Genomic DNA, 23,826 nt, shown 5'->3' on the forward strand with positions numbered 1-23,826 from the left:
GCCCCTTGGCGGCGTCCCCTAAAAGCGAGGGGTTTTGGAGGGGTCTGCATCAGGCGCTTGAGGCCGCCCAATCCCAGTACATATCTCGCACGCGGCGCGTGACCGGACCAACCTGATACTGGCGGTCGTCAAAGGCCGAAACCGGAGTGACTTTGTTCATGTTACCGGACATGAAGACCTCGTCGGCGGCTTCAAAATCGGCGTAGCCCAGGACGGTTTCATGTACGGTCACGCCATCTGCGCGCAGGTTTTCGATGTGCCGCGCGCGGGTGATGCCCGACAGGAAGGTGCCGTTGGGCACGGGCGTAAAGACCTCGCCGTCGCGCACCATAAAGATGTTTGCGGTGGCGGTTTCGGCGACGTTGCCCATGGCGTCGGTCACCAGCGCATTGCCAAAGCCCTTGGCGCGCACTTCGCGCAGCATGCGGGCGTTGTTGGGATAGAGACAGCCGGCTTTGGCGTTGACCACAGAGCTTTCCAGTACCGGGCGGCGGAAGCGGGTCTTTGTCAGAGTCGTTGAGGCGGTTTCCGGCGCCATCGGAATTTCTTCGAGGCAGATCGCAAAGCCGGTTTTGTCGGCGCTTGGCACGATGGCGGTCACGTCGCCGTCGATGCCCCAATACATCGGACGAATGTAGACAGCCGTGCCGGCATCATAGGCCTTGAGGCCTTCGAGTGCGATCTCGACCATGTCCTCTGTGGAGACGGTGGGCGTGAGCATCAGCGCTTCGGCAGAGCGGTTGGTGCGGGCGCAGTGTTTGTCGAGATCGGGCGTGAGGCCGTTCACCATTCGGGCACCGTCAAAGATGCCCGAACCAAGCCACGCGCCGTGATCGGCCGCCGAAATGATCGGCGTGTCGCCGTCATGCCAATTGCCGTTGAAATAGGTGCGGATATCTTTGCCGGTGGCCATTTGCGGAAACTCCCCTCGCTCGCTGGCGTGCAGACTATGCCCGCGCTGACGCAAGGTCCAGAGGGGGAGACATTGAGATTTGTGATGTCAGAATTCAACAAAAGACGGGGGTCTTGGGGACGCCTATGAAATAGCCCCCGACGCAAAGGTCGAGGGCTGTTTTAGCTGCTGAAATTACCTTGGATAAAACGGTTAGCCGATCAGGCCGCCATCGGTGCGGCGCACGGCAAAGACGCCAGAGCGTGGAACCGACGTGCCGCCACCAGGGAAATGGCTGTCGCCGCGCTCGCCGGGATGCTGGATGCCGACAAACATCGTGCGACGATCCGCGGACCAGCAGATGCCGGTGACTTCGCATTCGTTTGGACCCACCAAAAAGCGGCGGATTTCGCCGGTCACGGTATCGCCTGCCAACATTTGGTTGTTGCCCATGCCGGCAAAGTCACCTTCGTTGGAGTATTTGCCGTCGGTCTGGATCCACAGCAGGCCGGTGCTGTCAAACGCCATGCCATCAGGTGAGTTGAACATATTGCCCGAGTTGATGTTCTCCGATCCCGCATATTCGTCGTCGTGCACGTCGGGATTGCCTGCCAGAGCAAAGAGGTTCCAGTTGAAGCCTTGGGCCGCGTGATCGTCATTGTCGGGCATCCAGCGGGCGATTTGGCCATAGTGGTTTTCAACGCGCGGGTTGGGGCGGTTCGCCGACGTGTCATCACCGCCGGCATTTGGTTTCTTTCCGCGGTTCTTGTTGTTGGTGAGCGCGACGTAGGCTTCTGCCTTTGTCGGGTTCACCGCCACCCATTCTGGGCGGTCCATGGTCGTCGCGCCAACTTTGGACGCGGCCTGACGTGTGTGGATGCGGATTTCGGCGTCGCTCATGCCGGTGGTGCCCGGTGTGAGCGCCAGCCATTCGCCGCGCATGTCGTCGTTGAATTTGGCCACGAAGAGATCGCCGTTCTCCAGCAGATCAGAGTTGTCACCGGTGGCGGAGTAGATGCCATGGGAGACAAATTTGTAGAGGAACTCGCCCCGTTCGTCGTCACCAAGGTAGACAACCGCGTGACCGGAAGGCGCGAGAACCACAGCCGCGTTTTCGTGTTTGAAACGGCCCAGAGCGGTGCGCTTCTTAGGGGTTGATGTTGGGTCAAAGGGGTCGATCTCTACCACATAGCCAGCGCGGTTCGGCTCGTTCGGGTTTTTGGCGACATCGAAACGGTCGTCGATTTTGGCCCAGCCGTACCCCCAGTCTTTTGAAGATACGCCGTAGCGTTTGAGCTCGGCTGAGACCTCGTGGGCTTCGTCAGCAGCGGAGAAGTAGCCGTTAAAGTTTTCTTCGCAGGTGAGATAGGTGCCCCAAGGGGTTTCGCCGTTACCACAGTTGTTCCATGTACCTTTGGTTGTGGTGCCAGACGGATCCGCGGCGGTTTTCAGCATGTCGTCGCCAGCAGCCGGACCGGTCAGGTCCATGTCGGTCTGCGGCGTGATGCGGCGGTTCAGGTCGCTGTCTTTCACGACCTGCCAATTGCCTGCGTCGTCGCGCGCGACCTCAAAGACCGAAACGCCATGCGCCATCATGCCTTTGGCGATGTCGTCATCGGAGGCCGGTTTGCCGTCGGGGTTGTTGCCCCACATGATCTTGCGGTTGGTGTATTCGTTGTTCACGGCCAGAACGGTGCGCCCGCCCTTGGTGAAGATCGACATGCCGTCGTTGTTGTCGCCAAAGGCCATCGCCTGTGTCGCAGCCGTGCCGCGGGTTGCCTCATCAAAGTCTGGTGCGTCTGCGGTGATCGGGTCGCCCCATGCCACAACCTGCTCCCACTCAAAACCATCAGGCACGGTGATGGTGTCGTTGGAGTTGGCCGGAACGGCGGCAAAGCCGAAGCGATCGCCGTCAGCCAGAGCGTCGCGGGTCAGGGCGGTGGTGCCAACAAGGAAGGTGCCCAGACCAAAGGTCATAACGCCGCCGAGAAAACCGCGACGGGACAGAGCGGTGTCCACAACACGGTCAAAATCTGTTTCTTCAGCGCGGGGGCTGATGATTTCATCGATCTCGTCAAATGACAGGTCTTCGTGGGACATTGTTGGCTCCATAGCTATCGATTCAGTAAGTCCGGGTACGGACAGCACGCAGGCTAGGCCCATTCGGAATCGAATTCGTGACGCTGATATATCAGTTATGTGACCGGTTCGTCTTTTGCGACGCCACGTTTGGGAGCGATGATGGAGGGCGCCAGCAGAGGCGCTTTAGCTGGCCTCAGCCAGAAGAGCGGCGAGATCAAGGCGACGGGTATACATGGCAGGGCTGTCGTCGGGATTTCGGGGCCAGTCGGCTTGAGGGCGGTCGCGGTAAAGCTCGACGCCGTTCCCGTCGGGGTCCGTGAGATAGACCGCTTCGCTAACCCCGTGATCAGATGCGCCCTCCAAAGGACATCCGGCGTTGATCACACGTTGCACGGCATCCGCCAGCTCCGCGCGGTTTGGATAGAGAAACGCGGTGTGAAACAGGCCCGTGTGGCCGGGCGGCGGCGGTGTGGCGCCTTTGGAGGACCATGTATTTAGGCCAATGTGGTGGTGATAGCCGCCCGCGCCGAGGAACGCGGCATCATCGCCGATGCGGACCTGAACTTCAAAGCCCAGAACGCCTGAGTAGAAGGCGATTGCACGGTCGAGGTTGGCGACCTTGAGATGAACGTGGCCGATTTGGGCGGCGGGATGCACGGGGGTGGTCATGATGCGTCTCCTTTTGTTTGGGCGAATGTAGGATGGTGAGGTTGCGCACAAAACAGGCATCAGAGCGCGGGCGGTGTGCGTGGATGCGCAGGGGTGAAGTTGTGCAGTGGCACCTCCATCAACCTGGTACTGCAATTGTCCGGCGGTGAGCCCATGTCTTGCGAGTTTCTGTAGGATAACTAAAGTCTGGTTTGCGTATTGGAGACCCAACCGCAATCGCGTTAGATGCCCTTAAGGGATTGGAGGCACCATGAAGGTTAGTTTGCAGATTCTTGCGGTTCTTGGGGTTTTGGCAACCTCAGCACATGCTGAGGAATTGCCCATTTTTGACGCCCATATGCACTATAGTCACGATGCTGTGTCGTTTGTGCCGCCAAATGAGGTTGTGAAAATTCTGCGCGACGCAGGCGTGCGCAAAGCGCTGGTCTCAAGCTCGGATGATCGCGGCACCCAGTTGCTGAAAGCTGCTGCGCCAGACATTATTGTTCCCGCCTTACGGCCTTATGAGCGTCGGGGCGCGATTGGCACCTGGATGCATGACCCAAGTGTCATCGATTACCTGGCAAAGAAGCTGGCAAAGTTTGAGTATGAAGCCATCGGTGAATTTCATGCCTATGGAGACGATATTCAAACTAAAGTGATCCAGACCATGATCGGTATGGCCCGCGAACGGAACCTTCTCTTGCACCACCACGGCGACCGTGAAGCTCTGGACCAAATTCTTGCAACCTGGCCAGAGGCGCGCGTGCTGTGGGCCCATTCCGGTTTCGCGCCGCCAAATGAAGTGGCTAATGCTCTGCGCACGTATCCGAGGGTCTGGGCAGATCTGGCCTATCGCTCTGATATGGCGGACAGCAGCGGGGTAGATGAAGACTGGCGCAAGGCTTTTGAAAAATTTCCTGATCGTTTTATGGTTGGCACCGATACTTTTGCGCCTGAACGCTGGCATTACGTTGGTCGCCATGCAGAGTTTTCGCGTAGCTGGCTGGCACACCTTCCGGACGATATTGCGCGCAAGATTGCCTTTGAAAATGCCGAGGCGATGTTGGCCGCCAAATGATCGCCCGCACAGCTTTTCTGGCGAGTTTTGCTCTGTCTTCAAGCGCGCTGGCCTGCCCAACGCCACCTGATGCAACGCAATTGATACCGGAAGCGGATCACGCTCCCGCGGCCTATGCGGAGATGAATACGCCGCCCTTATCCGCACCATTTGCGATGCTCGTCACCTTTTGTGACCCAGCCCAAAAGATCGAGGCACTGATGTTCGACGCACTTATGCCTGCGCATCGACATGGAATGAACTTTACCGTTGATGTGAGCAAGATCGCAGACAATAGGTTTGAGGTGTCCAATATTGTGTTCCACATGCCGGGTCTTTGGGAACTCCAGTTCGGGGCTGAGTTCGCCGGGAGAGCTTACACCTACATTGCAGAGGTGCAGGTGAAGTGAATTGGGTTGTTCGATTGGTTGGGGTCCTTGTTTGCCTGCTTTGCGGGCTATCATCTGCTCAAGCTGACGTGATCCTGAGCAAGGCCGAAATAGACCAGACCTTGCGCCATGGACCCTGGCCGCCCGAGGTGGTTTTGGACCCCAGCAATCGGGTATCAGGTGACACAACTGCCATTTCGCTTGGCGAGGTGCTTTTTTCGGACCTGATGTTGTCGCGGGATCGCACAATCAGCTGCGCCAGTTGCCATGACCCTGAGCAAAACTTTACCGACGGGTTGCCGCGCGCCGAAGGGCGTAAAACGTTGGACCGAAACACTCAGGCCCTTTGGAACCTTGCCGTGCAGCGCTGGTATGGCTGGTCTGGCGACAGCGATAGCCTTTGGGCACAGAACCTGACACCCCTTCTGAACCCGGACGAGTTGGGACATGATGAGAACTCTTTGCGTGCCGCCCTTGTGGCCAGCGTGCATCGCCCCGCGTATGAAGCGCTTTTTGGTGAGATGGACGCAGAGCCGGCCGTTGAAACTACGGTGAATGTCTCAAAGGTGCTCGCCGCTTACATCGAGACGCTGCGCAGTGGGAAAACCTCCTTTGATCAGTTTCGGGACGCCTTGGCGAGTGGCGATATGAAGAAGGCCGCGCAGTACCCTTTGTCGGCACAGCGCGGTTTGCAGATCTTTGTCGGTCGAGGAAATTGTGCCTTTTGTCATTCGGGTCCGGCTTTCACCAATGGAGAATTCCACCATGCGGCAGTCCCCTTTTTTTTGGAGCGAGGCGGGGTTGATCCAGGTCGGGCAGAGGGGATCGACCGGCTTATGGAAAGCCCCTTTACGCTGGCTGGGGAATTTTCCGATGACGGAAGCAAGGCGGGGGCCTGGGCAGTTCGAAACGTTAGGTTTCAGCATGGGAATTTTGGCGCCTTCCGCGTGCCGACGCTGCGGCGGGCCGCCCGCACGGCGCCTTATATGCATGACGGCAGCCTGCGGGACCTTGCAAGCGTGATACAGCATTATAATCAAATCGATATGGAACGGCTGCACAGCGATGGTGAAGCGATTTTGCGCCCGTTGGGGCTGAGCGATCAGGACGCTGAGGATTTGGAGGATTTTTTGAGAACTCTGTCTGACGATTGACGTTTATCTGAGCCCGGAACGCCTGCGCCATCGCCAATTCTTGGGTGAACATCAATACCCAAAACATCGGAGTAAGAGTCGGTGGCGCGGTAAAGATCGGCATTCTTGAGGTGAACGTGCCCAATGCGGGCTTCGGGGTGGACGAGGGTGGTCATAAGAGGTCTCTTTTGGTCAAAGCCAATGCAAAGCTGTGACCCCGCGTGCGAAGTCGGCATCAGGGCGCGATTGGTGCGCTTGAATGCGCAGTGCTTTGCGTAGTTTTTGGAAGCCGGAGCGTGAAAACGGTCCGCTTGAGGGTGACGCTGCGTTGCGCAGCAACGGGATTGATTTGGCGGGACCAACGCCGATATTGCGACTTTATCGGGGCAATATGCGTTTGATAACACTAACTGAATTTTGAAGGTTTTGACGTGAAGAGACTAATGAAAAGCTTTGTGGCTGCTTTTGTCATCGCAGTTGGGGGTGGTTTTGCAGCAACTGTTGTGTGGCCTCAAAAGGCGGCGAATGTGATGCTTTCGGGTTTCGTGGCGTCCGCAGGATTGTCCAAACGTGAGGTCGCCATGCCGTTTGGGACGGTTCACTATTTGCAGGGCGGCGAAGGCGAGACAGTGGTCTTTTTGCATGGTATTTTTGCGCTTAAGGAGCACTGGGTGGACATGTCGCGGCAGGTGTCTGGTGACTATCAGGTGATCTTGCTGGATTTGCCAGGTTTCGGGGGAAACCCGCGTCTTGAGGCTACTGCTTATGACCTGAATCAGCAGTCAATAAACGTTTCCGACGTGCTGGAAGCGATCGGCGTGGAATCATATCACATTGCAGCAAACTCAATGGGAGCACAGATCGCATTTGACCTTGCGTTGGCTGAACGTGACCGCGTCAAAAGCGTTGCGTTGATCGGTAGCCCGATCAATGTCACGTCGCCTGTGCCAAGCGAAATGGAAGTAGCAATGCAAGCAGGGCAGGCGCCTTTGGTTGTGACGTCAGAGGAAACATATGACGCGCGGATGGATTGGTTGTTTCCAAAGGTGCCATTCCTGCCAAAGCCGATCATGGACAAATGGAAGGCGGAAGAGGTTTCCTTCGCCGCCATCAATGCGCAGATCTGGGACGCTGTGGAGGGCTCGGATGTGGAGATGTTGGAGGTCATCGCTCCGGATATCAGCCAACCTACATTGATTGTCTGGTGTCAGGATGACAGAATTTTTCATCCGTCAGGCGCGGCAGTGCTGGGTGCTGCATTGACTGAAAGTACAGTCATTGAACCTGAAGGATGCGGGCATTTGCCTATGTTGGATCGGAAAACACAGACCGGTCGGGACTATGTTGAATTTTTGAACGCTCTGTAGGCCGCATGTAACAAAAAAGCCCCGCAGATTACGCGGGGCTGTTCTTCTTGGTTGGAGCTGATTATGCCCCAACCATACCTACGATTTCGTAAGTTTTCTTGAGGATCGGTGCCGCCAGTTCGCGGGCTTGGCCCGCGCCTTGGGCAAGGATCTTGTCGATCTCGTCCTGTTCCTGCATCAGGCGGGCCATTTCGGTGCTGATCGGCGCCAGCTTGGCGACCGCCAGTTCCGACAGCATTGGCTTGAACTCCGAGAACTGCTTGCCGCCGACGTCTGCCAGAACCTGATCCACCGTTTGGCCGGACAGGCCAGCGTAGATGTTCACGAGGTTGCGGGCCTCCGGACGGTCTTCCAGACCTTTGGATTCCGACGGCAGCGCCTCGGGGTCGGTTTTGGCCTTGCGGATTTTCTTGGCGATGGTGTCGGCATCGTCCGTCATGTTGATGCGAGAGGCATCGGAGGGATCGGATTTCGACATTTTCTTGGAGCCATCGCGCAAGCTCATCACGCGCGTGGCCGCTCCCTCGATCACTGGTTCGGTGACAGGGAAAAAATCCACGCCGTAGTCGTGGTTGAACTTGATCGCCACATCGCGGGTCAGCTCGAGGTGCTGTTTCTGGTCCTCGCCCACGGGCACGTGGGTGGCGTGGTAAATCAGAATGTCTGCCGCCATCAGGGCAGGGTAGGCAAAGAGGCCCAGAGACGCGTTTTGCGTGTTCTTGCCGGCCTTGTCCTTCCATTGGGTCATACGCTGCATCCAGCCCATGCGGGCGACGCAGTTGAAGATCCACGCCAATTGCGCGTGCTCGGGCACGGCAGACTGGTTGAAAAGGATCGATTTGGCAGGATCAATGCCCGCGGCAATGAAACCGGCGCAGAGTTCGCGGGTGGCGCGGCGCAGCTTGTCGGGGTCTTGCCAGACGGTGATCGCGTGCAGATCAACCATGCAATACACTGTCTCGTGCGTGCCGGCCTCTTGCATGTCAACAAAGCGCTTCATCGCGCCAAGATAATTGCCCAGCGTCAGGCCGCCCGAGGGTTGGATCCCGGAAAAGACGCGTGGGGTAAAGGTGGAGGACGTTTGGACCGCCTCTGTCATTGGAGTTACTCCGTCTGGATTTAAAGGTGAGAGTGCCTTACTCAGGGCGCATATCCCCGTCAAGAAGTCATGCACGGGGGCATGGGGAACAAGAAGGAACGTGCCATATGAGCCATCCCGACGATCAAAGTCCGGTCAACCCGCTGCCGCCCGTTGTGGTGGCGCTTTTTCTTTTGATTGTCGGCGTGGAGGCGATGCTTTGGGCCGGGGCCAAGGGGCTTATTGGCGGGCCGAGTGCAGTGGGGTGGCGCTTGGCTGCGTTGCAGCAGTATGCATTTTCAGCTGAAATCATGGACTGGATGCTGGCGACGGGAAGTTGGCCGATTGAGCATGCGAAACGCTTTGTGACCTATTTGTTTGTCCACGTCAGCTTTACCCACGCGCTGTTTGGCGGGGTGCTGCTGCTGGCGATTGGCAAAATGGTCGGCGAGGTATTTTCGCAACTTGGCACTTTTGTGGTGTTTGTCGGATCGGGCATTGCGGGCGCGATTGGCTATGCGGTGATCCTTGATCCGGACCTGCCGTTGGTTGGCAGCTATCCTGGTGTTTATGGCTTGATTGGTGCCTTTACGTTCCTGATGTGGACACGGTTGGGAGCGCTGGGCGCGCCGCAAGCGCGGGCGTTTTCCTTGATCGGCGTGCTGGTGGGCATTCAGCTGTTGTTTGGTTTGCTGTTTGGCGGCAACCCGGATTGGGTTGCCGACGTGATTGGTTTTGGCGCCGGATTCTTGATGAGCTTTGTCTTGGTGCCGGGTGGCTGGCAGCGGATCCGCGAAAAGATCCGCCGCGACTAGTTCAGGCGTTTCGGTCCATATCCCGTGCAACAAGTGCGAGGGCTATGGCGCTGATGCCGTTGGACAAAAGCTCCACCGCCAACAGAACACCGAGGATCACGGCGGCGGATTGCGGGAAGTTGGACAGCACCATGGCGCCCAGCACCAATGAAACGATGGCCGACAGATAAAGAGCGGCGCGTGGGGTGCCTTCTGCGCCGGAAAAGCCGAACCAGGCTTTGGTGATGCCGGACAGCAAGAACATAATGCCGGCAACGAAGGTGAGGGTCAGCATGCCTTGAAGCGGTTCTTGCAGGATATTGATACCGATGGCGAGGGCGATGAGGCCAAAGATAACACCAAAGATTTTGCCACCGGCGCTGGGCGCGCCGAAAGAGGCAATCACCTGAATGCCACCGAGAAAGACGAAGCTCCACCCGGCGATGAGCGTAGCGGTGACCGAAGCGCCAAATGGGTTGGCGAGGGCGACGAGGCCCAAAACGACTGATAAAATGCCGATGATCAGCATGACGATCCAATTTACCATTTCAATTTCCCTTTTGCGGTTATGTGGGGATGTAACGTCGTACAAAGGGTGTATGGCAATGGTTTTCTTTGTTCGGTGCCTTCCGCGGGTTAGCCGCCGCGTCGGGCCGCACCGCGCAGATCGGACATAGAAAATGCTCCGGTGACACGGGCAACGGCAAAATAGATCAGCCCGCCAGCCACAATTAGCATGGCCAAGGCCAGATAGCGCCATCCCGGACTGCCAAGCCAAGGTATCAGGACAATCCACAGCATCCAAAGCACGGCGCCCATTAGCGCGCTAGAGAAAACGATCCGCCAAAGACGCTTGCGCAGGCGGATGTCAAATTTTGCGGTGTCGCCAAATTTCCGGGCGCCAAAACCAAGTTGCGCGATCATCACCCATGCCGACACCGTGGCGGCGATGGCCGGTGCCAGCCATTCGATGAAGGGGGCAAGGCCAAAGGCCAGTGCGGCGTTTACCACCATCGCCCAGACCGCGTATCGGAAGGGGGATTTGGTGTCAGACCGGGCGAAATAGAGCGGCTGCAGTAGTTTTTGCAGCACGAACGCGGGCAGACCAACGGCGTAGATCGACAGGGCCACCGCAATTGCCGCGCTGTCATCCGGGCCGGTTTGTCCGCGCTCAAACAACACAGACACGATCGGCAACGGCACCACGAGGAAGGCGACCGCGCAAGGAATTGTCAGGAACATGGCGAATTCGGTTGCGCGGGAGAAGGCGTTTTTGGCGCCCGCGTCGTCGCCCGCCTTGAGACGGCGAGCGAGATCAGGCAGCAAAACGATGCCCACCGCGATGCCAATCACACCTAGCGGGAGTTGATAAAGCCGGTCGGCGGCGTAGAGCCAGCTGACCGCGCCTTCGTTGGCGGAGGCCACGATCTGGCCGACCACTAGGTTGATTTGCATGACGCCCGAGGCCAGCGCGGCGGGGACCGCGACCCTGACCATTTTTCCCATCTCAGGCGACGGACGCGGCAAGCGCAGAGAAATGCGTGCTCCGGCACGATAGGCGGCGGTCCAGACCAAAGCGAGCTGGGCGACACCGGCGGCAGGAATGGTCCAGAGCAGCCAGTAGATGACGTTATCGCCCATCCAGCTGCCAAGAATCAGTGCCGGTATCACCATGATATTGAGCAGCACCGGCGCGGCAGCAGCAGCGGCGAAATGGCCGCGTGCGTTCAGCACGCCGGAGAACAGAGCGGCGAGGGACATAAAGACGATGTAGGGAAATACTATGCGGCCATAGCCAACCGTCAGGTCAAACCGCGCGTCATTGGAAAACCCTTCGGCTGTGGCCCAGACCAGCGCGGGCATGAAGATCATGGCGAGCGCCGTCAATGTGAACACGACCAGCGCAAGCCACGAAAAAGCATCGCTGGCAAAGCCGTCGGGATCTTCGTCGCCCTCGTATTTTTTGGAATACATCGGCACGAAGGCGGCGTTGAAGGCGCCTTCGGCGAAGAAACGACGGAACATGTTGGGCAGGCGGAAGGCCGCGACAAAGGCGTCCATCACGGGGCCGGGGCCGAGATAGCCAAGCAGAAGGATTTCGCGCACAAAGCCGAGGATGCGGCTGGCGAGTGTCCAGAATCCAACGGTCAGAAACCCGCGTATCAGGCGGATCGGCTTCAAGCTGTGGCCCTTTCGACGCCCTGCTCAATCGCTTCACGCAACTTCTTCTCCAAGGCTTTCTGTTTGTTTGCCGAGTGGAACTTGAGGCCAAACATGTCTTTTACGTAGAAAGTATCGACCACCTGTTCGCCGTAGGTCGCGATCACGGCGGAGGCGATATAGACGTTGGTGTTGGCCAGCGTTCGGGTCAGATCAAAAAGCAGACCTGGCCGGTCGCGGGTGTCGACCTCGATGATGGTGTAGATCTCTGAGCCTTCGTTGTCGAAGGTGACGGTGGTGGGCACCTTGAAAGCGCGCTCGCGCTTTTTGATCACGTCACGCGTGCGCATGGCGTCGCGGGTGACAACCTCCCCTTTGAAGGTCTTTTCAATCATCTGGCGCAAACGCGGGAGGCGGCCGGATTCGTAAGGTTTGCCTTCGGCGTCCTGTATCCAGAAGGCGGCAGTCGCGTGGCCGTCTTTGGAGGTGAAGGTGCGGGCATCTACGATGTTGGCGCCCACAAGCGCCAGCGCGCCGCACATACGGGAAAAGATGCCGGGATGGTCGGCCATCGCAAAACACGCCCGCGTGGCGTCGCGGTCGTCGTCAGGGTGCAAATCGATGCGGATTTCATCGTTGGGGATGTCGCGCAGCAGTTCGGCAAAGACTTTGTGTGCGGTGATGTGCAGACCTTGCCAGTAAGGATCATAATGCCGGCCGGTCTCTTTCTTGAGATCCTTGGCAGGCCAATCCGACAACTCGGCGCGCAACAACTTTTTGGCGTTGGTGCCACGGTTTTCGCGAGTGATGGCTTCCATGCCGTCCTCGAGCACCAGTTTGGTTTGGCCGTGCAGCGCGCGCAGTAGAACAGCTTTCCAATTGTTCCACGTGTTGGGGCCAACGCCGCGAATGTCACACACTGTCAGAACCGTCAAAAGGTTGAGGCGTTCCACGGTTTTCACCGCTTTGGCAAAGTCGCGCACAGTGCGCGGGTCGGCGATGTCGCGTTTCTGCGCCATGTCCGACATCAAAAGGTGATGGCGCACCAGCCATTCAACCGTCTCGACCTCGGATTTGTTCAGGCCCAGACGCGGCGCCACTTTGCGCGAGATCTGCGCTCCGAGAATGGAGTGGTCGATGTCGCGCCCCTTGCCGATGTCGTGCAGAAGCATCGCGACCATCAGGACCTTGCGGTTGATGCCGGTTTTCAGGATTTCCGAGCTGAGCGGCAGTTCATCTTGCAGCTCTTCTTTCTCGATATGGGTGAAATTCGCGATCACCTGAATTGTGTGCTCATCCACCGTGTAGGAGTGGTACATGTTGAACTGCATCATCGCGACGATGGGTTCGAATTCAGGAATAAACGCGGAGAGTACGCCCAATTCGTTCATCCGGCGCAGGGCGCGTTCGGGGTTGCCGTGCTTTAGCAGCAGATCAAGAAAGATGCGCCGCGCTTCTTTGTTGGCGCGCAGATCATCGTCGATCAAATGCAGGTTGGCCGTCACCAGACGCATGGCGTTTGGATGGATCAGCATGCCGGTACGCAGGCCTTCTTCAAAAAGGCGCAACAGGTTGAGCGGATCGGCAAGGAACGTGTCGGCGTCCGCAACGTCCAGACGGTTGTGGATCACCTGATAGCCGGCTTTGGCGCGTGGGCGCCGGCGGAAAATGCGTTCCATCAGCGGTGCTGCCTTGGCGTGGTCTGCCTCCAGCTTGGTCAGGATAATACGTGTCAGATCGCCCACGGAGGTCGCGTGGCGGAAAAAGTCCTGCATGAAGTGTTCGACCGCACGGCGTCCACCGGTGTCTTTGTATCCAAGCGCATCGGCGACCTCGACCTGTACATCAAACGTGAGCTGCTCTGAGGGGCGGCCAGCAATCAAGTGCAGGTGACCGCGCACGGCCCAAAGGAAGCTTTCAGCCGCGATGAAGTGTTCCAGTTCGTCATCGCTCAGCACATCCAGTGCGACAAGTTCCTGCACCTCGGAGACGTGGTAGACGTATTTCGCAATCCAGAAAAGGGATTGCAGATCGCGCAGCCCGCCTTTGCCTTCTTTGACGTTGGGCTCCACCACATAGCGTTGCCCCTGTTTCAGGTGCCGATTGTCACGTTCTTCAAGCTTGGCATCGATGAATTCACGCTCGCTCCCTTTGAAAAGTTCATTTTCCAGCCGTTCTGCCAGCTCTTGGGCCAGCCGAGCGTCCCCCAACAGATAGCGATGTTCCAGCAGTGCTGTTCGGATGGTGAAATCCTCGCGTCCCAGACGCAGGCAATCGCGGACAGTTCGCGACGCGTGCCCGACCTTCAGGCGCAGATCCCATAGGATATAGAGCATGGTTTCGATCACGCTCTCGGCCCAAGGGGTGATCTTGTAAGGCGTCAGAAATAGCAGATCGACATCAGACTGCGGTGCCATTTCGCCACGACCATAGCCCCCCACAGCCAGCAGCGACAACCGCTCGCCCTCTGTCGGGGTGTGCGCCGGATGCAGACGTTCGGTGGCGACGAAAAAGGCGCAGCCGATCAGACAGTCGGTCAGCCAGGTATAAGACCGGGTCATCTCGCGTGCGGCCAAAGGCTTGGCGCGGAAGGCGTCGGCGATGGTGGTCATCGCCGCCTTACGCCGCGCCATGAGCACTTTGACCACATCGCCACGCTGACCATTCACGCCATCCTGCGCAAAGATTGCCTCAAGTTCGGCAATCACCGCGGCACGGTCAAAGATCTCGTCAGCGGCGCAGATCAACCCGGCTGCTGGCACGGGTGGGACAATGGAGCCGGTCTTAGAGGCCGGCGCCTCCGAAACGTTGTGGAGCTGGGTCAATGATTACCACCTTCTTGTCGCGGATCGTGGCCACAGCCAGCCCGCGTTCATTCGTACCATCGGCGCGCAGGCGGAAGATGCCGTTCACGCCTTGAAAACCAGCGCCCTGTGTCAAGGCGCCCGTGGTCAATGCATTGCTTTTGCCAGCCTTGACCAGTGCGCCAATCGCCGCAATGCCATCATAAGCCAGCCCGCCAATCGGGTGCGGCAGGCCGCCATAGGCCTGCGCATAGCGGGTTTGGAATTGCTGCGTCAGGTTCGGGTCAGGCAGCGCAAACCAGCCGTTCTGCACACCCGGCAGTTCCAGCGTCTGGCTGGGGATGTCCCAGCGGGTCAAGCCCATGAACTGGGTTGTTGCGGGGCTGAGGCCGGCCTCTGGCAGAAGCTGTGACATCAAAGGCAAGGCGCCCGACGTGTTGGAGGTCAGGAAAATCGCATCCGCGTTGTTGGCGTCTGCAGTCAGTTTGATTTGCGACACCGCAGCAATCACGCCTTCTTGGGAAAATTGGTAGCTGACTGACCCTGCGGCCTGCGCCTGTTGACTGGCGATGGCGGCGTCGATGGCGATCTTTCCAAGACGGCCGGATTCGTTTTGGGCGTGCACCACAAGTATGTTGGGTTTGCCGCCGCGCACCGAATAATTGACGAGACGGTCAGCCGTGTTCTGAAACGTTGGGCCGAGAACAAACAGATTGCCGCCGGCGATTGAGGTGTTGTTGGAGAACGACAAAACGTTGATGTTGCGGGTGGCAACGGCCTTGGCGGCGGCGTTTGCTGCTTCACCAAATACCGGTCCGATGATGATCTTGGCACCCTCGTTCACGGCCTGCACCGCCGAGGCGTGCGCCGTGGTCGGATCACCGGCTGTGGGGTAAACGCGCAGGTCGATCTGAACGCCCTCAAGGTCCGCGATTGCCAATTTGGCCGCGTTTTCAAGGCTTTGCGCCAACACGGCATCGCCGGAGTTGCTTGACCCTTGAGGGACCAAAAGTGCAACCGGCACCGGATTTGAGGTTGATATGGTTGGACCGCCGCCATCCGGCAGACAGGCGGCAAGCGTGAGTGCGGACAATCCGAGAACCGCCCCTTTTAGAAAACGTTGGGCGGGTTTAAAAAAAGACAACATCGGAATAACTCCATTCCCTGCTTGGGTGCGTTTGCTTGCGCGGTCGGCTATAGGTTTTGCGAGCGGATAATAAACGGATGAAAAGGCGGGTCCAGTGGGGAATCACAAGACAGAGAAATTGCAGCCCGGTTTGTACTTTGTCGCCACACCCATTGGGTCGGCGCGAGATATCACCTTGCGGGCGCTGGATATTCTGGCGTCTGCAGATGTGATTGCCGCCGAAGACACCCGCTCGATGAAGCGTTTGCTGGAGATCCATGGCGTTTCGTTGGGAGATCGGCCGGTGTTAAGCTATCACGACCATTCGGGTGAAAAAACGCGGGCGAAACTGGTGGCGCATATCGCCGCCGGGCGGTCGGTGGCCTATGCGTCAGAGGCGGGCACGCCGCTGATTGCTGACCCGGGTTATCACTTGTCACGTGCGGTTGCGGAGGCCGGACATTTGGTGACATCCGCGCCCGGACCCTCGGCGATCATCACGGCTTTAACTCTGGCTGGCCTGCCAACGGATGCGTTTTTCTTTGCAGGCTTTTTGCCCAATGCCCGGACTGCGCGACGCAAGGCGATGCAGGCTGTGGCGGCGGTTCCGGGGACGTTGGTTTTTTACGAATCCCCCAAACGGGTTGGTGCCATGTTGGCGGATGCGGTGGAGGTTTTTGGCCCGGAGCGGCGCGGCGCGGTCGCGCGCGAGTTGACCAAGAAATTTGAAGAGGTGCGAAGAGGTTCATTGACGGACTTGGTGTCCAGCATTCAAGAGGCGCCGCCCAAGGGGGAAATTGTCGTCTTGATTGAGCGTGCACCTACCAAAGAGGCCAGCCCGGAAGAAATAGAGGCGGCATTAAGCGAGGCATTAAAGACCCTGTCGGTACGGGATGCGTCAGCCGAAGTGGCTGAGACATTTGGTGGGCATAAACGAAATATTTACCAGATTGCTTTGCAATTAAAGAAGGATCAGGAGTGATGTGATACCCTTCTGAGACAGGTTTTGTTTTGGCGAGGGTTTGCCGTGTTTGATTTGATTGCAGAAGATGTTGGCGCAGCCGGGCCTTTGCCATCTCGTCAGCGCCGTGGGCATCGCAATTTTTTATCTGGAATGGCGGCCGAGGCGGCAGTGGCGCGGACGTATGAAGCGGCTGGAATGGTGGTTGTTCAACGCCGTTGGCGCGGACGCAGTGGCGAAGTTGATTTGATTGTGCGCAACGGTGCGGAAATCATCTTTGTCGAAGTCAAGAAAAGTCGGGATTTTGCACGTGCGTCTGAACAGCTTCGGCCAAAACAGATGGCCCGGTTGATGCGGGCTGGCGAAGAGTTTGTTGGTCAAGAACCGGCAGGGTCTCTGACGCCGATGCGGTTTGACGTGGCGCTGATGGATGAACGGGGCGGTATTCAAATTCTTGAGAGCGCCCTACAAGCTGCCTGAGCAGGCATTGCACCTATCGACAGCTTGGGCCATGAAGAGGCATCAACGGAGGGTGCCGCCCATGAAAATCGCATTCCAGATGGACCCGATCCAATCTGTGGACATCAACGCCGATAGCTCGTTTCGTATCGCCGAAGAGGCGCAGGCGCGTGGCCATGAGCTTTTTTATTATTCGCCAGACAAGCTTGCCTATGAAGAAGGTCAGATCACCGCGCGCGGGCACTGGATGACAGTACAACGGGTTGAGGGCGATCATGTCGCGCTGGGTCCGGAAACGGTTATCGCGCTGAGTGATGTTGATGTGGTCTGGCTGCGGCAAGACCCGCCGTTTGATATGCACTATATCACGTCGACGCATCTTTTGGACCGACTGATGCCGGACACTTTGGTTGTGAATGACCCATTCTGGGTGCGTAATTATCCGGAGAAGCTCTTGGTGTTGGATTTTCCGGACCTGACGCCACCCACGACGATTGCGCGTGATCTGGACACCATCAAGGCGTTCAAGGAGAAGCACGGGGATGTTATCCTGAAGCCACTTTACGGCAATGGCGGCGCAGGGGTTTTCCGGCTGGATGCCGGCGATCGCAACCTGACCTCGTTGCATGAACTTTTCACCGGATTCAGCCGTGAGCCTCTGATTGTGCAGAAATTCCTGCCGGATGTAAGCAACGGCGACAAGCGCGTGATTCTGGTGGATGGCGAGCCGGTGGGTGCGATCAATCGCGTGCCTGCAAAAGGTGAGACGCGATCGAACATGCACGTTGGCGGGCGTCCGGAAAAGATCGGACTGTCCGAACGGGATTTGGAGATTTGTGCCGCGATTGGCCCGCTTTTGCGTGAGAAGGGCCAAGTATTCGTCGGGATCGACGTGATTGGTGACTACCTCACGGAAATCAATGTGACCTCGCCCACCGGCATTCAGGAGCTGGAGCGGTTTGACGGGATCAACGTTGCGGCTAAAATCTGGAATGCTATCGAAGCCAAACGAGCCTAAGCGGTTTTTGTGGTCAGTCGAAAGCTGACGGCCTCGGCCACGTGTGGGCGACGCACTGTGTCTGATCCTGCGAGATCGGCAATTGTGCGCGCCACGCGCATCACACGGTGATAGCCGCGAGCCGTGAGGCCGTAGGTCTCGGCCACTTTGAGAAGCAAGGCGCGCCCTTGTTCATCGGGTGTGGCGATATCCTCAAGCATTTTCCCATGGGCGTCGGCGTTGGCGCGAATGCCTTCTGTTTCGGCAAACCGCGCCAGTTGCAGGTCGCGTGCGGCAAGCACGCGGGCGGCGATGGTTGCAGAGGTGTCGCCATCGGCAGGTAAGTCAAGGTCGGTGAAGCTGACCGGAGGCACTTCGATGCGCAGATCCAGCCGGTCCACCAACGGGCCGGAAAGACGACCAAGGTAATCCTCGCCGCAATCGGGCACACGGGCGCAAGCTTGTGCGGGGTCAAACATATGGCCGCAGCGGCAAGGGTTTGCGGCGGCGACCAGCATAAAGCGGCAGGGGTAGGTCACATGCGCATTGGCGCGCGCGATCATGACTTTGCCGGTTTCAATTGGTTGGCGCAGGGTTTCCAGCACAGGTCTGGCGAATTCGGGCAACTCGTCCATGAACAAAACGCCGTTGTGCGCGAGCGAAATTTCACCGGGCGTTGCGCGGCGGCCACCGCCAACAATTGCGGCCATTGAGGCCGTGTGGTGGGGTTCGCGAAATGGGCGCGCCCGCGAAATGCCGCCCTGATCCAAGATACCCGCGACCGAGTGGATCATTGAGGTTTCCAGTGCCTCTGCGGGGCTAAGCGGTGGCAAGATTGTTGGCAGGCGGGCGGCAAGCATGGATTTTCCGGATCCCGGCGCACCTACCATAAACAGGTGGTGACGACCGGCAGCCGCGATTTCCAATGCGCGTTTGGCGCGCTCCTGACCTTTGACGTCGCGCATGTCCAGAACGCTGGCGGGGTGGTGCACTTCGCCGGGGGTGGAGGGCGGCAGGGGCGACTGTCCGGAGAAATGACGGACCACATCGGCAAGCGTTTTGGCGCCAATCACCTGAGTGGCGGAAACCCAGGCGGCTTCGGGGCTGGAGGCGCTCGGGCACAGCAGCGTGCGGTCGTCTTCCGCGGCGGCCATTGCCGCTGGCAACGCGCCAGTCACGGCGACAAGTGTACCGTCCAGCGACAATTCCCCAAGGCTGACGGAGCCTTCGGAGGCGTCTTCAGGGATTATGCCGAGGGCGGACAAAAGTGCGACGGCGATGGGGAGGTCAAAATGGCTGCCTTCTTTGGGCAGATCGGCGGGCGAAAGATTGATGGTGATGCGTTTTGAGGGCAGCGCAATGGCCATCGAGGCCAGTGCCGAGCGTACGCGATCGCGGGCCTCGGAAACAGCTTTGTCGGGCAGGCCGACGATGGAGAAAGCCGGCAGCCCCGGGGTTACGGCGCATTGCACCTCAACCTGATGCGCCTCTACGCCTTCGAACGCCACGGTATAAGCCCGTGAAACCATGACAAAACCCGCCCACCAATTAACGATTAACACTCGTTAATAAGGTTAGGCGGATCATGGTTAGCGAAGGGTTAATGCAAGGCGTTAAAGCAGCGCCATGAAGGCTGGCCAAGCTTCGGGGTCCGCCACGGTTTTGTCCCGACAAAAGGCGTTACACATGCCGAAGGTGCGCCCGTCTATCTGCAAGAAATGCGTGGAGGGCTTGCCGGAATAGGGGCACGTCGCGTTTTCCGCAGGGCCGGTTTCTACAGGTGTGGCGTTCATTGCGTCTGGCCCGGGCCATGGGCGGGTTTCAAAGTCCTTGGCATACCACGGCAGGGTTGCACCGTGTACCATCCCCATTGCCCGCCAGCGGCGGAATGCAGGGTCGGCCAAGTGTGCAGCGACATAAGATTGGGCTTCAGGCCCAACGGGGAGGTTGTAGCCCGCGATGCGTGCTGCAACGGGGGCGAACATGGCGTCAGCAACCGAATAGTCGCCGCAAAGCCAAGGGCCGGTCGGCGCACAAGTGTCGCGGGCATGGGACCAAATGATTTCAAGCCGCGCGAGGTCGTCGCGGACCGCGTCGGACGGGGCGGCATCCTGATATGACAGGCGCAGATTCATCGGGCAATCGGACCGCAACGCCATGAAGCCCGAGTGCATCTCTGCCGCGAGTGACCGTGCAGTTGCACGGGCCTTGGGCTCGGAGGGCCAAAAACCGGCCTCGGGGTGGCGGCTGGCCAGCTCTTCGCCGATGGCGAGGCTGTCAGAAACCACTGCACCCTCGGGTGTGATCATTGTGGGCACTGTGCGCGCGGGCGCAAATTGGGCCAGCTGTTCGCCGACCGATTTATCGGAGAAATCCACCATGGTTTGCGCACGGGAGAGTCCAAATTTTTCAAACAAGAGCCAGCCGCGGAGCGACCACGAAGAATAGGCGTAATCGCCAAGAAGAAGCTGATAGGTCATATCCTTAACCTAGCGCCAGTTCATCCATCGCCAAAGCCAAAGATTGTGGCGACTTGCATCACGCGATGTGATTAATGCGTTTGAGGGACCAGTCATCATCGATATGGATCGAGGTCACCGACAGGTTGTCGATGCGGTGCCCGAACGCCTCAGACGCGGTCAGGCGTTCGGCACGCTGGATCTGGGTGAGGATGACCCCGAAATGCACAACAACGATGAGCTTTTGCCCTGCATGGTTGGTGACTAGACGGTCGATGCCGCGATCAACGCGTGTGGTGACGTCATTCCAGCTTTCGCCGTTGGGAGGGCGCACATCGCCCGGGTGCTCCCAGTAGGCACGGATGCGGTCAGGGTCTTCGGCTTCGATGTCTGTGAACTTTTTGAGCTCCCAATCGCCGAAGTGGATTTCACGCAGGTCGGCGTCGTGGGGCAAACGAGAGCGGCTGCCTTGAATTGCGTCAGCCGTTGCTATCGTTCGGGTCAGATCCGAGGAAATGACTATGCCATCAGCAGGCAACATATCCGACAAGCGTGCGAGCGCAGCGGTGTCTGAAAGATCCGCTGGCAAGTCGGACCAGCCAACCATGGTTTTGGCATGGGTCGGCCCGTGGCGCACAAGATGCAGTTCCGTCATGGCAGGTCTCCTTTGAGGACCATTGGCAGACCGGCCACAACCAGAACCGCAAGGTCGGCCTGCGCGGCGACGGCCTGGTTCAATTGGCCTTGGGCGTCGCGGAATTGGCGGGCGAGTTTGTTGTCGGGTACAACATCCAGTCCGACTTCGTTTGAAACCACAACGACGCGGCCTTTGCAGGTCGCGAGTGCATCCAAGAACTTGTTGGTTTCTACTTCTAGATCGCTTTCGGCGAGCAGGTGATTGGACAGCCACATCGTGGCGCAGTCCAGCAAGACCACTTCGGATTCCGTGAGTTGCGTGAGATCATCGGCGGTGTTCAGCGGAGTTTCGATGGTGCGCCAGTTGGTGCCACGCTGCGCCAAATGCGCGGCCACCTTGGCGCGCATTTCTTCGTCAAATGCTTGCGCTGTCGCGAGATACACACGCGGCGCGCCGGTGCTCACCACCAGCGACTCGGCAAATTCGGATTTGCCGGAGGAGGCGCCTCCTAAGATCAGGCTCAGTTTTGGCAGCATGTGTCATCCGTCTGTTGCGCTGGCGCGTAGATTGTCAAAAGATGGCGCAAGTGCAAGGGGCTGTGTGTTAGCAACCCTGTGGATGTGCTTGTCGGTCGTTAACTCTGCGTGGTGTTTGGCCCGCGAAAGGAGCCATATGAAACAGAGTGTCGCGTTGATGGCATTTGCCGTGTCGGTCATCACAGGTAGTGCGGGCGCGGAAGAGATATTTGTGGCGGATTTCGGGGACTTGCCTCAGGCGCAGGTCGTTTTTCTAGGCGAAGTACACGACAATCCGCACCATCATGACAACCAGGCGGCGGCGGTGGTGGCGATTGCCCCCACGGCTGTGGTGTTTGAAATGCTGACGCGTGAGAAGGCCGCAGCGGTAACGCCCAGTCTGCTAAAAGATCCGGCGCAATTGGCTACGGAGCTGGATTGGGCGAACACCGGCTGGCCGGATTTTGAGATCTATTATCCGGTGTTTGCTGCCAGCGCGGGGGCGGAGATTTACGGAGCGCAGGTGCCGCGTGCGGCGGCCCGTGCGGCGGTGATGGGCGAGGATTTGGCCGAAGCCTTTGGCGAAGGGGCCGAGCGGTTTGGGTTGCTTGCAAAATTGCCCGAAGCGCAACAGGAGGAGCGCGAAGCCAAGCAGATGGCGGCGCATTGTGATGCGTTGCCTGCCGAAATGTTGCCGGGAATGGTTTTGGCCCAGAGATTGCGAGACGCGTCATTGGCGCGCGCCGCAATGTCCGCGTTGGCCGAAACGGGCGGGCCCGTCGTGGTGATCACAGGAAACGGACATGCGCGGACGGATTGGGGGGCACCTGCCTTGTTGCCACAAGAGGTTTCTGTCTTATCCATCGCCCAGATTGAAGCTCAGTCGGAGGGGCAGGAACCGTTCGACAAGTGGTTGGTGACCGCAGCGGCAGAGCGTGAAGACCCCTGTGCGGCCTTCAAATAGCGCTAAGGTCGGCTTGTGTCGCAGGGACGCGCAGCATAGGTTTGCATCACGTGACACAAAAGGCCGACAACATGCTGACGGATAAGCGCATTCTATTGATTATTGCAGGCGGCATTGCCGCCTTTAAATCGCTTGATCTGATCCGGCGCCTGCGGGAGCGCGGCGCATGGGTGACACCTGTGCTGACACGTGCGGCCGAAGAGTTTGTGACGCCTTTGTCCGTGTCGTCGCTGGCGGGAGAAAAGGTTTATCGCGATCTGTTTGACCTGACCGATGAGGCAGAGATGGGGCACATTCAGTTATCCCGTTCAGCGGATTTGATCGTGGTTGCGCCGGGTACGGCGGACTTGATGGCCAAGATGGCGAACGGGTTGGCCAATGACATGGCCTCGACGTTGCTTTTGGCGACAGATACCCCGGTTCTGGTGGCGCCCGCGATGAACGTGCGCATGTGGGAACACCCCGCAACACAGCGCAATCTGGCGACTTTGAGGGCGGACGGGGTGAGCTTTGTTGGTCCCAATGAAGGCGATATGGCCTGCGGTGAATTTGGACCGGGGCGGATGTCGGAACCCCTTGAAATTGTTGCGGCAATCGAAGGCGCGATGAAGGTCGGTCCGTTGTCAGGACGACGTATTCTGGTGACGTCGGGTCCGACGCATGAGCCGATTGATCCGGTCAGATACATCGCCAACCGATCCTCGGGGTCGCAAGGTACTGCCATCGCTGAAGCACTGGTGGCGCAAGGAGCAGACGTGGTGTTTGTGACCGGCCCTGCGGATGCCGCGCGGCCGCATGGGGTGCATCTGGTCGAGGTCGAAACCGCCCAAGAGATGATGCGGGCAGTGCAGGGCGCGCTGCCGGTAGACGCTGCAGTTTTTAGCGCGGCCGTGGCCGATTGGCGGGTCTCTAGCGCCTCTGACAGCAAGATAAAAAAGACCAAGGACGGCTTGCCGACTTTGGAGTTTGCAGAAAATCCGGACATCCTTGCCACAGTGAGCCAAATGGCGGAAGGGCGGCCAGATCTGGTGGTTGGCTTCGCGGCGGAGACGGATGACGTGATTGAAAACGCAACCGCGAAGCGTTTGCGCAAAGGCTGTGACTGGATTGTGGCCAACGATGTGAGCCCGGAAACAGGGATCATGGGCGGCAGCGAAAACGCGGTGACGTTGATTTCCGATAAGGGCGCGGAGAGCTGGCCGCGCATGAGCAAAGGCGAAGTCGCGCGTCAATTGGCGGAACGGATCGCAAAAACGCTTTGAGATCAAGATTTTGCGCTGATGGCGTTGGTGTTTTGGGGG

The 23,826-nt window shown here is 58.5% G+C and carries 22 protein-coding genes; 10 read left to right on the forward strand and 12 right to left on the reverse strand.

The features are described 5' to 3' along the window. Positions 1-49 precede the first annotated feature (49 nt). The 3 genes from PG871_RS07330 to PG871_RS07340 form a co-directional block, all read right to left on the reverse strand. A complete protein-coding gene (locus PG871_RS07330; RefSeq protein ID WP_270727814.1) occupies positions 50-913 on the reverse strand; it encodes a branched-chain amino acid aminotransferase in 864 nt (287 codons plus the stop codon). 192 nt (positions 914-1,105) lie between these two features. Further along, complete coding sequence (locus tag PG871_RS07335) at positions 1,106-2,992, reverse strand: PhoX family protein (RefSeq protein ID WP_270727816.1); 1,887 nt, start codon at positions 2,990-2,992, stop codon at positions 1,106-1,108. Between the two features lie 165 nt (positions 2,993-3,157). Then, positions 3,158-3,643 carry a VOC family protein gene (locus tag PG871_RS07340; RefSeq protein ID WP_270727818.1) on the reverse strand — a complete coding sequence of 162 codons (486 nt, stop codon included), beginning with the start codon at positions 3,641-3,643 and terminating at the stop codon, positions 3,158-3,160. 250 nt (positions 3,644-3,893) lie between these two features. Here PG871_RS07340 and PG871_RS07345 point away from each other — a divergent pair, with 250 nt between their 5' ends. The 4 genes from PG871_RS07345 (at position 3,894) to PG871_RS07360 (ending at position 7,571) form a co-directional block, all read left to right on the forward strand. Then, positions 3,894-4,703, forward strand: coding sequence for an amidohydrolase family protein (locus PG871_RS07345; RefSeq protein ID WP_270727821.1), 810 nt, complete (start codon positions 3,894-3,896; stop codon positions 4,701-4,703). Continuing rightward, on the forward strand, positions 4,700-5,092 hold the full coding sequence (locus PG871_RS07350) for a hypothetical protein (protein ID WP_270727824.1): 393 nt from the start codon (positions 4,700-4,702) through the stop codon (positions 5,090-5,092). The genes PG871_RS07345 and PG871_RS07350 overlap by 4 nt, the downstream gene beginning before the upstream one ends. A 68-nt stretch (positions 5,093-5,160) precedes the next feature. After that, entirely contained in the window at positions 5,161-6,225 is a 1,065-nt protein-coding gene (locus PG871_RS07355) for a cytochrome-c peroxidase (protein WP_270727825.1), read from the forward strand. A gap of 422 nt (positions 6,226-6,647) precedes the next feature. Beyond that, positions 6,648-7,571, forward strand: coding sequence for an alpha/beta fold hydrolase (locus tag PG871_RS07360; protein ID WP_270727828.1), 924 nt, complete (start codon positions 6,648-6,650; stop codon positions 7,569-7,571). A gap of 61 nt (positions 7,572-7,632) precedes the next feature. Here PG871_RS07360 and trpS read toward each other — a convergent pair whose 3' ends face one another. After that, positions 7,633-8,670: a tryptophan--tRNA ligase gene (gene trpS / locus PG871_RS07365; RefSeq protein WP_270727830.1), complete on the reverse strand. Its 1,038-nt coding sequence runs from the start codon at positions 8,668-8,670 to the stop codon at positions 7,633-7,635. 107 nt (positions 8,671-8,777) lie between these two features. On the opposite strand from trpS, the gene PG871_RS07370 reads away from it, so the two are divergent. Continuing rightward, positions 8,778-9,464 carry a rhomboid family intramembrane serine protease gene (locus PG871_RS07370; RefSeq protein WP_270727831.1) on the forward strand — a complete coding sequence of 229 codons (687 nt, stop codon included), beginning with the start codon at positions 8,778-8,780 and terminating at the stop codon, positions 9,462-9,464. A 1-nt stretch (position 9,465) separates the two neighbouring features. Here the strand turns inward: PG871_RS07370 and PG871_RS07375 are convergent, their stop codons facing one another. The 4 genes from PG871_RS07375 to PG871_RS07390 form a co-directional block, all read right to left on the reverse strand. Then, positions 9,466-9,990, reverse strand: a complete 525-nt coding sequence (locus PG871_RS07375) for an HdeD family acid-resistance protein (RefSeq protein WP_270727832.1) — start codon at positions 9,988-9,990, stop codon at positions 9,466-9,468. Between the two features lie 89 nt (positions 9,991-10,079). After that, positions 10,080-11,624, reverse strand: coding sequence for a murein biosynthesis integral membrane protein MurJ (murJ, locus tag PG871_RS07380; protein ID WP_270727834.1), 1,545 nt, complete (start codon positions 11,622-11,624; stop codon positions 10,080-10,082). Then, positions 11,621-14,428: a [protein-PII] uridylyltransferase gene (locus tag PG871_RS07385; protein ID WP_443020471.1), complete on the reverse strand. Its 2,808-nt coding sequence runs from the start codon at positions 14,426-14,428 to the stop codon at positions 11,621-11,623. Before PG871_RS07385 ends, murJ begins: the two co-directional genes overlap by 4 nt. Next, a complete protein-coding gene (locus tag PG871_RS07390) occupies positions 14,388-15,554 on the reverse strand; it encodes a penicillin-binding protein activator (protein ID WP_270727836.1) in 1,167 nt (388 codons plus the stop codon). Before PG871_RS07390 ends, PG871_RS07385 begins: the two co-directional genes overlap by 41 nt. Before the next feature lie 94 nt (positions 15,555-15,648). On the opposite strand from PG871_RS07390, the gene rsmI reads away from it, so the two are divergent. The 3 genes from rsmI to gshB all read left to right on the forward strand — a co-directional run bounded on the left by rsmI (position 15,649) and on the right by gshB (position 17,971). Next, positions 15,649-16,515 carry a 16S rRNA (cytidine(1402)-2'-O)-methyltransferase gene (gene rsmI / locus PG871_RS07395; RefSeq protein ID WP_270727838.1) on the forward strand — a complete coding sequence of 289 codons (867 nt, stop codon included), beginning with the start codon at positions 15,649-15,651 and terminating at the stop codon, positions 16,513-16,515. Between the two features lie 45 nt (positions 16,516-16,560). Next, positions 16,561-16,974, forward strand: a complete 414-nt coding sequence (locus tag PG871_RS07400) for a YraN family protein (RefSeq protein WP_270727840.1) — start codon at positions 16,561-16,563, stop codon at positions 16,972-16,974. A 61-nt stretch (positions 16,975-17,035) separates the two neighbouring features. Next, the gene (gshB, locus tag PG871_RS07405; protein ID WP_270727842.1) at positions 17,036-17,971 is read left to right on the forward strand and encodes a glutathione synthase; all 936 of its coding nucleotides are present in this window, start codon (positions 17,036-17,038) and stop codon (positions 17,969-17,971) included. Here the strand turns inward: gshB and PG871_RS07410 are convergent. From PG871_RS07410 to cobU, 4 genes are all read right to left on the reverse strand, one after another. Further along, entirely contained in the window at positions 17,968-19,479 is a 1,512-nt protein-coding gene (locus tag PG871_RS07410; protein WP_270727843.1) for a YifB family Mg chelatase-like AAA ATPase, read from the reverse strand. The genes gshB and PG871_RS07410 overlap by 4 nt on opposite strands. Before the next feature lie 84 nt (positions 19,480-19,563). Then, a complete protein-coding gene (locus PG871_RS07415; RefSeq protein WP_270727844.1) occupies positions 19,564-20,430 on the reverse strand; it encodes a glutathione S-transferase in 867 nt (288 codons plus the stop codon). 58 nt (positions 20,431-20,488) lie between these two features. Then, complete coding sequence (locus PG871_RS07420; RefSeq protein ID WP_270727845.1) at positions 20,489-21,064, reverse strand: histidine phosphatase family protein; 576 nt, start codon at positions 21,062-21,064, stop codon at positions 20,489-20,491. Further along, positions 21,061-21,582 (reverse strand): bifunctional adenosylcobinamide kinase/adenosylcobinamide-phosphate guanylyltransferase, encoded by a 522-nt coding sequence (gene cobU, locus PG871_RS07425; protein WP_270727846.1) that lies wholly within the window; start codon positions 21,580-21,582, stop codon positions 21,061-21,063. The genes PG871_RS07420 and cobU overlap by 4 nt, the downstream gene beginning before the upstream one ends. Positions 21,583-21,718: 136 nt before the next feature. Here cobU and PG871_RS07430 point away from each other — a divergent pair, with 136 nt between their 5' ends. Continuing rightward, positions 21,719-22,525, forward strand: coding sequence for a ChaN family lipoprotein (locus tag PG871_RS07430; protein ID WP_270727848.1), 807 nt, complete (start codon positions 21,719-21,721; stop codon positions 22,523-22,525). Between the two features lie 71 nt (positions 22,526-22,596). After that, positions 22,597-23,787: a bifunctional phosphopantothenoylcysteine decarboxylase/phosphopantothenate--cysteine ligase CoaBC gene (gene coaBC, locus PG871_RS07435; protein ID WP_270727849.1), complete on the forward strand. Its 1,191-nt coding sequence runs from the start codon at positions 22,597-22,599 to the stop codon at positions 23,785-23,787. The last annotated feature ends 39 nt before the right edge of the window (positions 23,788-23,826 follow it).

The sequence above is a fragment of the Shimia sp. Alg240-R146 genome, assembly GCF_947331465.1.
Classification (GTDB): Bacteria; Pseudomonadota; Alphaproteobacteria; order Rhodobacterales; family Rhodobacteraceae; genus Shimia.

Coding starts and splice junctions, on each gene's coding strand:
- PG871_RS07345 (WP_270727821.1), top strand. CDS start 3,894: ATGAAGGTTAGTTTGCAGATTCTTGCGGTTCTTGGGGTTTTGGCAACC.
- PG871_RS07390 (WP_270727836.1), bottom strand. CDS start 15,554: ATGTTGTCTTTTTTTAAACCCGCCCAACGTTTTCTAAAAGGGGCGGTT.
- gshB (WP_270727842.1), top strand. CDS start 17,036: ATGAAAATCGCATTCCAGATGGACCCGATCCAATCTGTGGACATCAAC.
- PG871_RS07370 (WP_270727831.1), top strand. CDS start 8,778: ATGAGCCATCCCGACGATCAAAGTCCGGTCAACCCGCTGCCGCCCGTT.
- PG871_RS07430 (WP_270727848.1), top strand. CDS start 21,719: ATGAAACAGAGTGTCGCGTTGATGGCATTTGCCGTGTCGGTCATCACA.
- PG871_RS07360 (WP_270727828.1), top strand. CDS start 6,648: ATGAAAAGCTTTGTGGCTGCTTTTGTCATCGCAGTTGGGGGTGGTTTT.
- PG871_RS07335 (WP_270727816.1), bottom strand. CDS start 2,992: ATGTCCCACGAAGACCTGTCATTTGACGAGATCGATGAAATCATCAGC.
- PG871_RS07375 (WP_270727832.1), bottom strand. CDS start 9,990: ATGGTAAATTGGATCGTCATGCTGATCATCGGCATTTTATCAGTCGTT.
- PG871_RS07350 (WP_270727824.1), top strand. CDS start 4,700: ATGATCGCCCGCACAGCTTTTCTGGCGAGTTTTGCTCTGTCTTCAAGC.
- PG871_RS07330 (WP_270727814.1), bottom strand. CDS start 913: ATGGCCACCGGCAAAGATATCCGCACCTATTTCAACGGCAATTGGCAT.
- PG871_RS07340 (WP_270727818.1), bottom strand. CDS start 3,643: ATGACCACCCCCGTGCATCCCGCCGCCCAAATCGGCCACGTTCATCTC.
- PG871_RS07410 (WP_270727843.1), bottom strand. CDS start 19,479: ATGGTTTCACGGGCTTATACCGTGGCGTTCGAAGGCGTAGAGGCGCAT.
- cobU (WP_270727846.1), bottom strand. CDS start 21,582: ATGCTGCCAAAACTGAGCCTGATCTTAGGAGGCGCCTCCTCCGGCAAA.
- PG871_RS07415 (WP_270727844.1), bottom strand. CDS start 20,430: ATGACCTATCAGCTTCTTCTTGGCGATTACGCCTATTCTTCGTGGTCG.
- PG871_RS07420 (WP_270727845.1), bottom strand. CDS start 21,064: ATGACGGAACTGCATCTTGTGCGCCACGGGCCGACCCATGCCAAAACC.
- coaBC (WP_270727849.1), top strand. CDS start 22,597: ATGCTGACGGATAAGCGCATTCTATTGATTATTGCAGGCGGCATTGCC.
- trpS (WP_270727830.1), bottom strand. CDS start 8,670: ATGACAGAGGCGGTCCAAACGTCCTCCACCTTTACCCCACGCGTCTTT.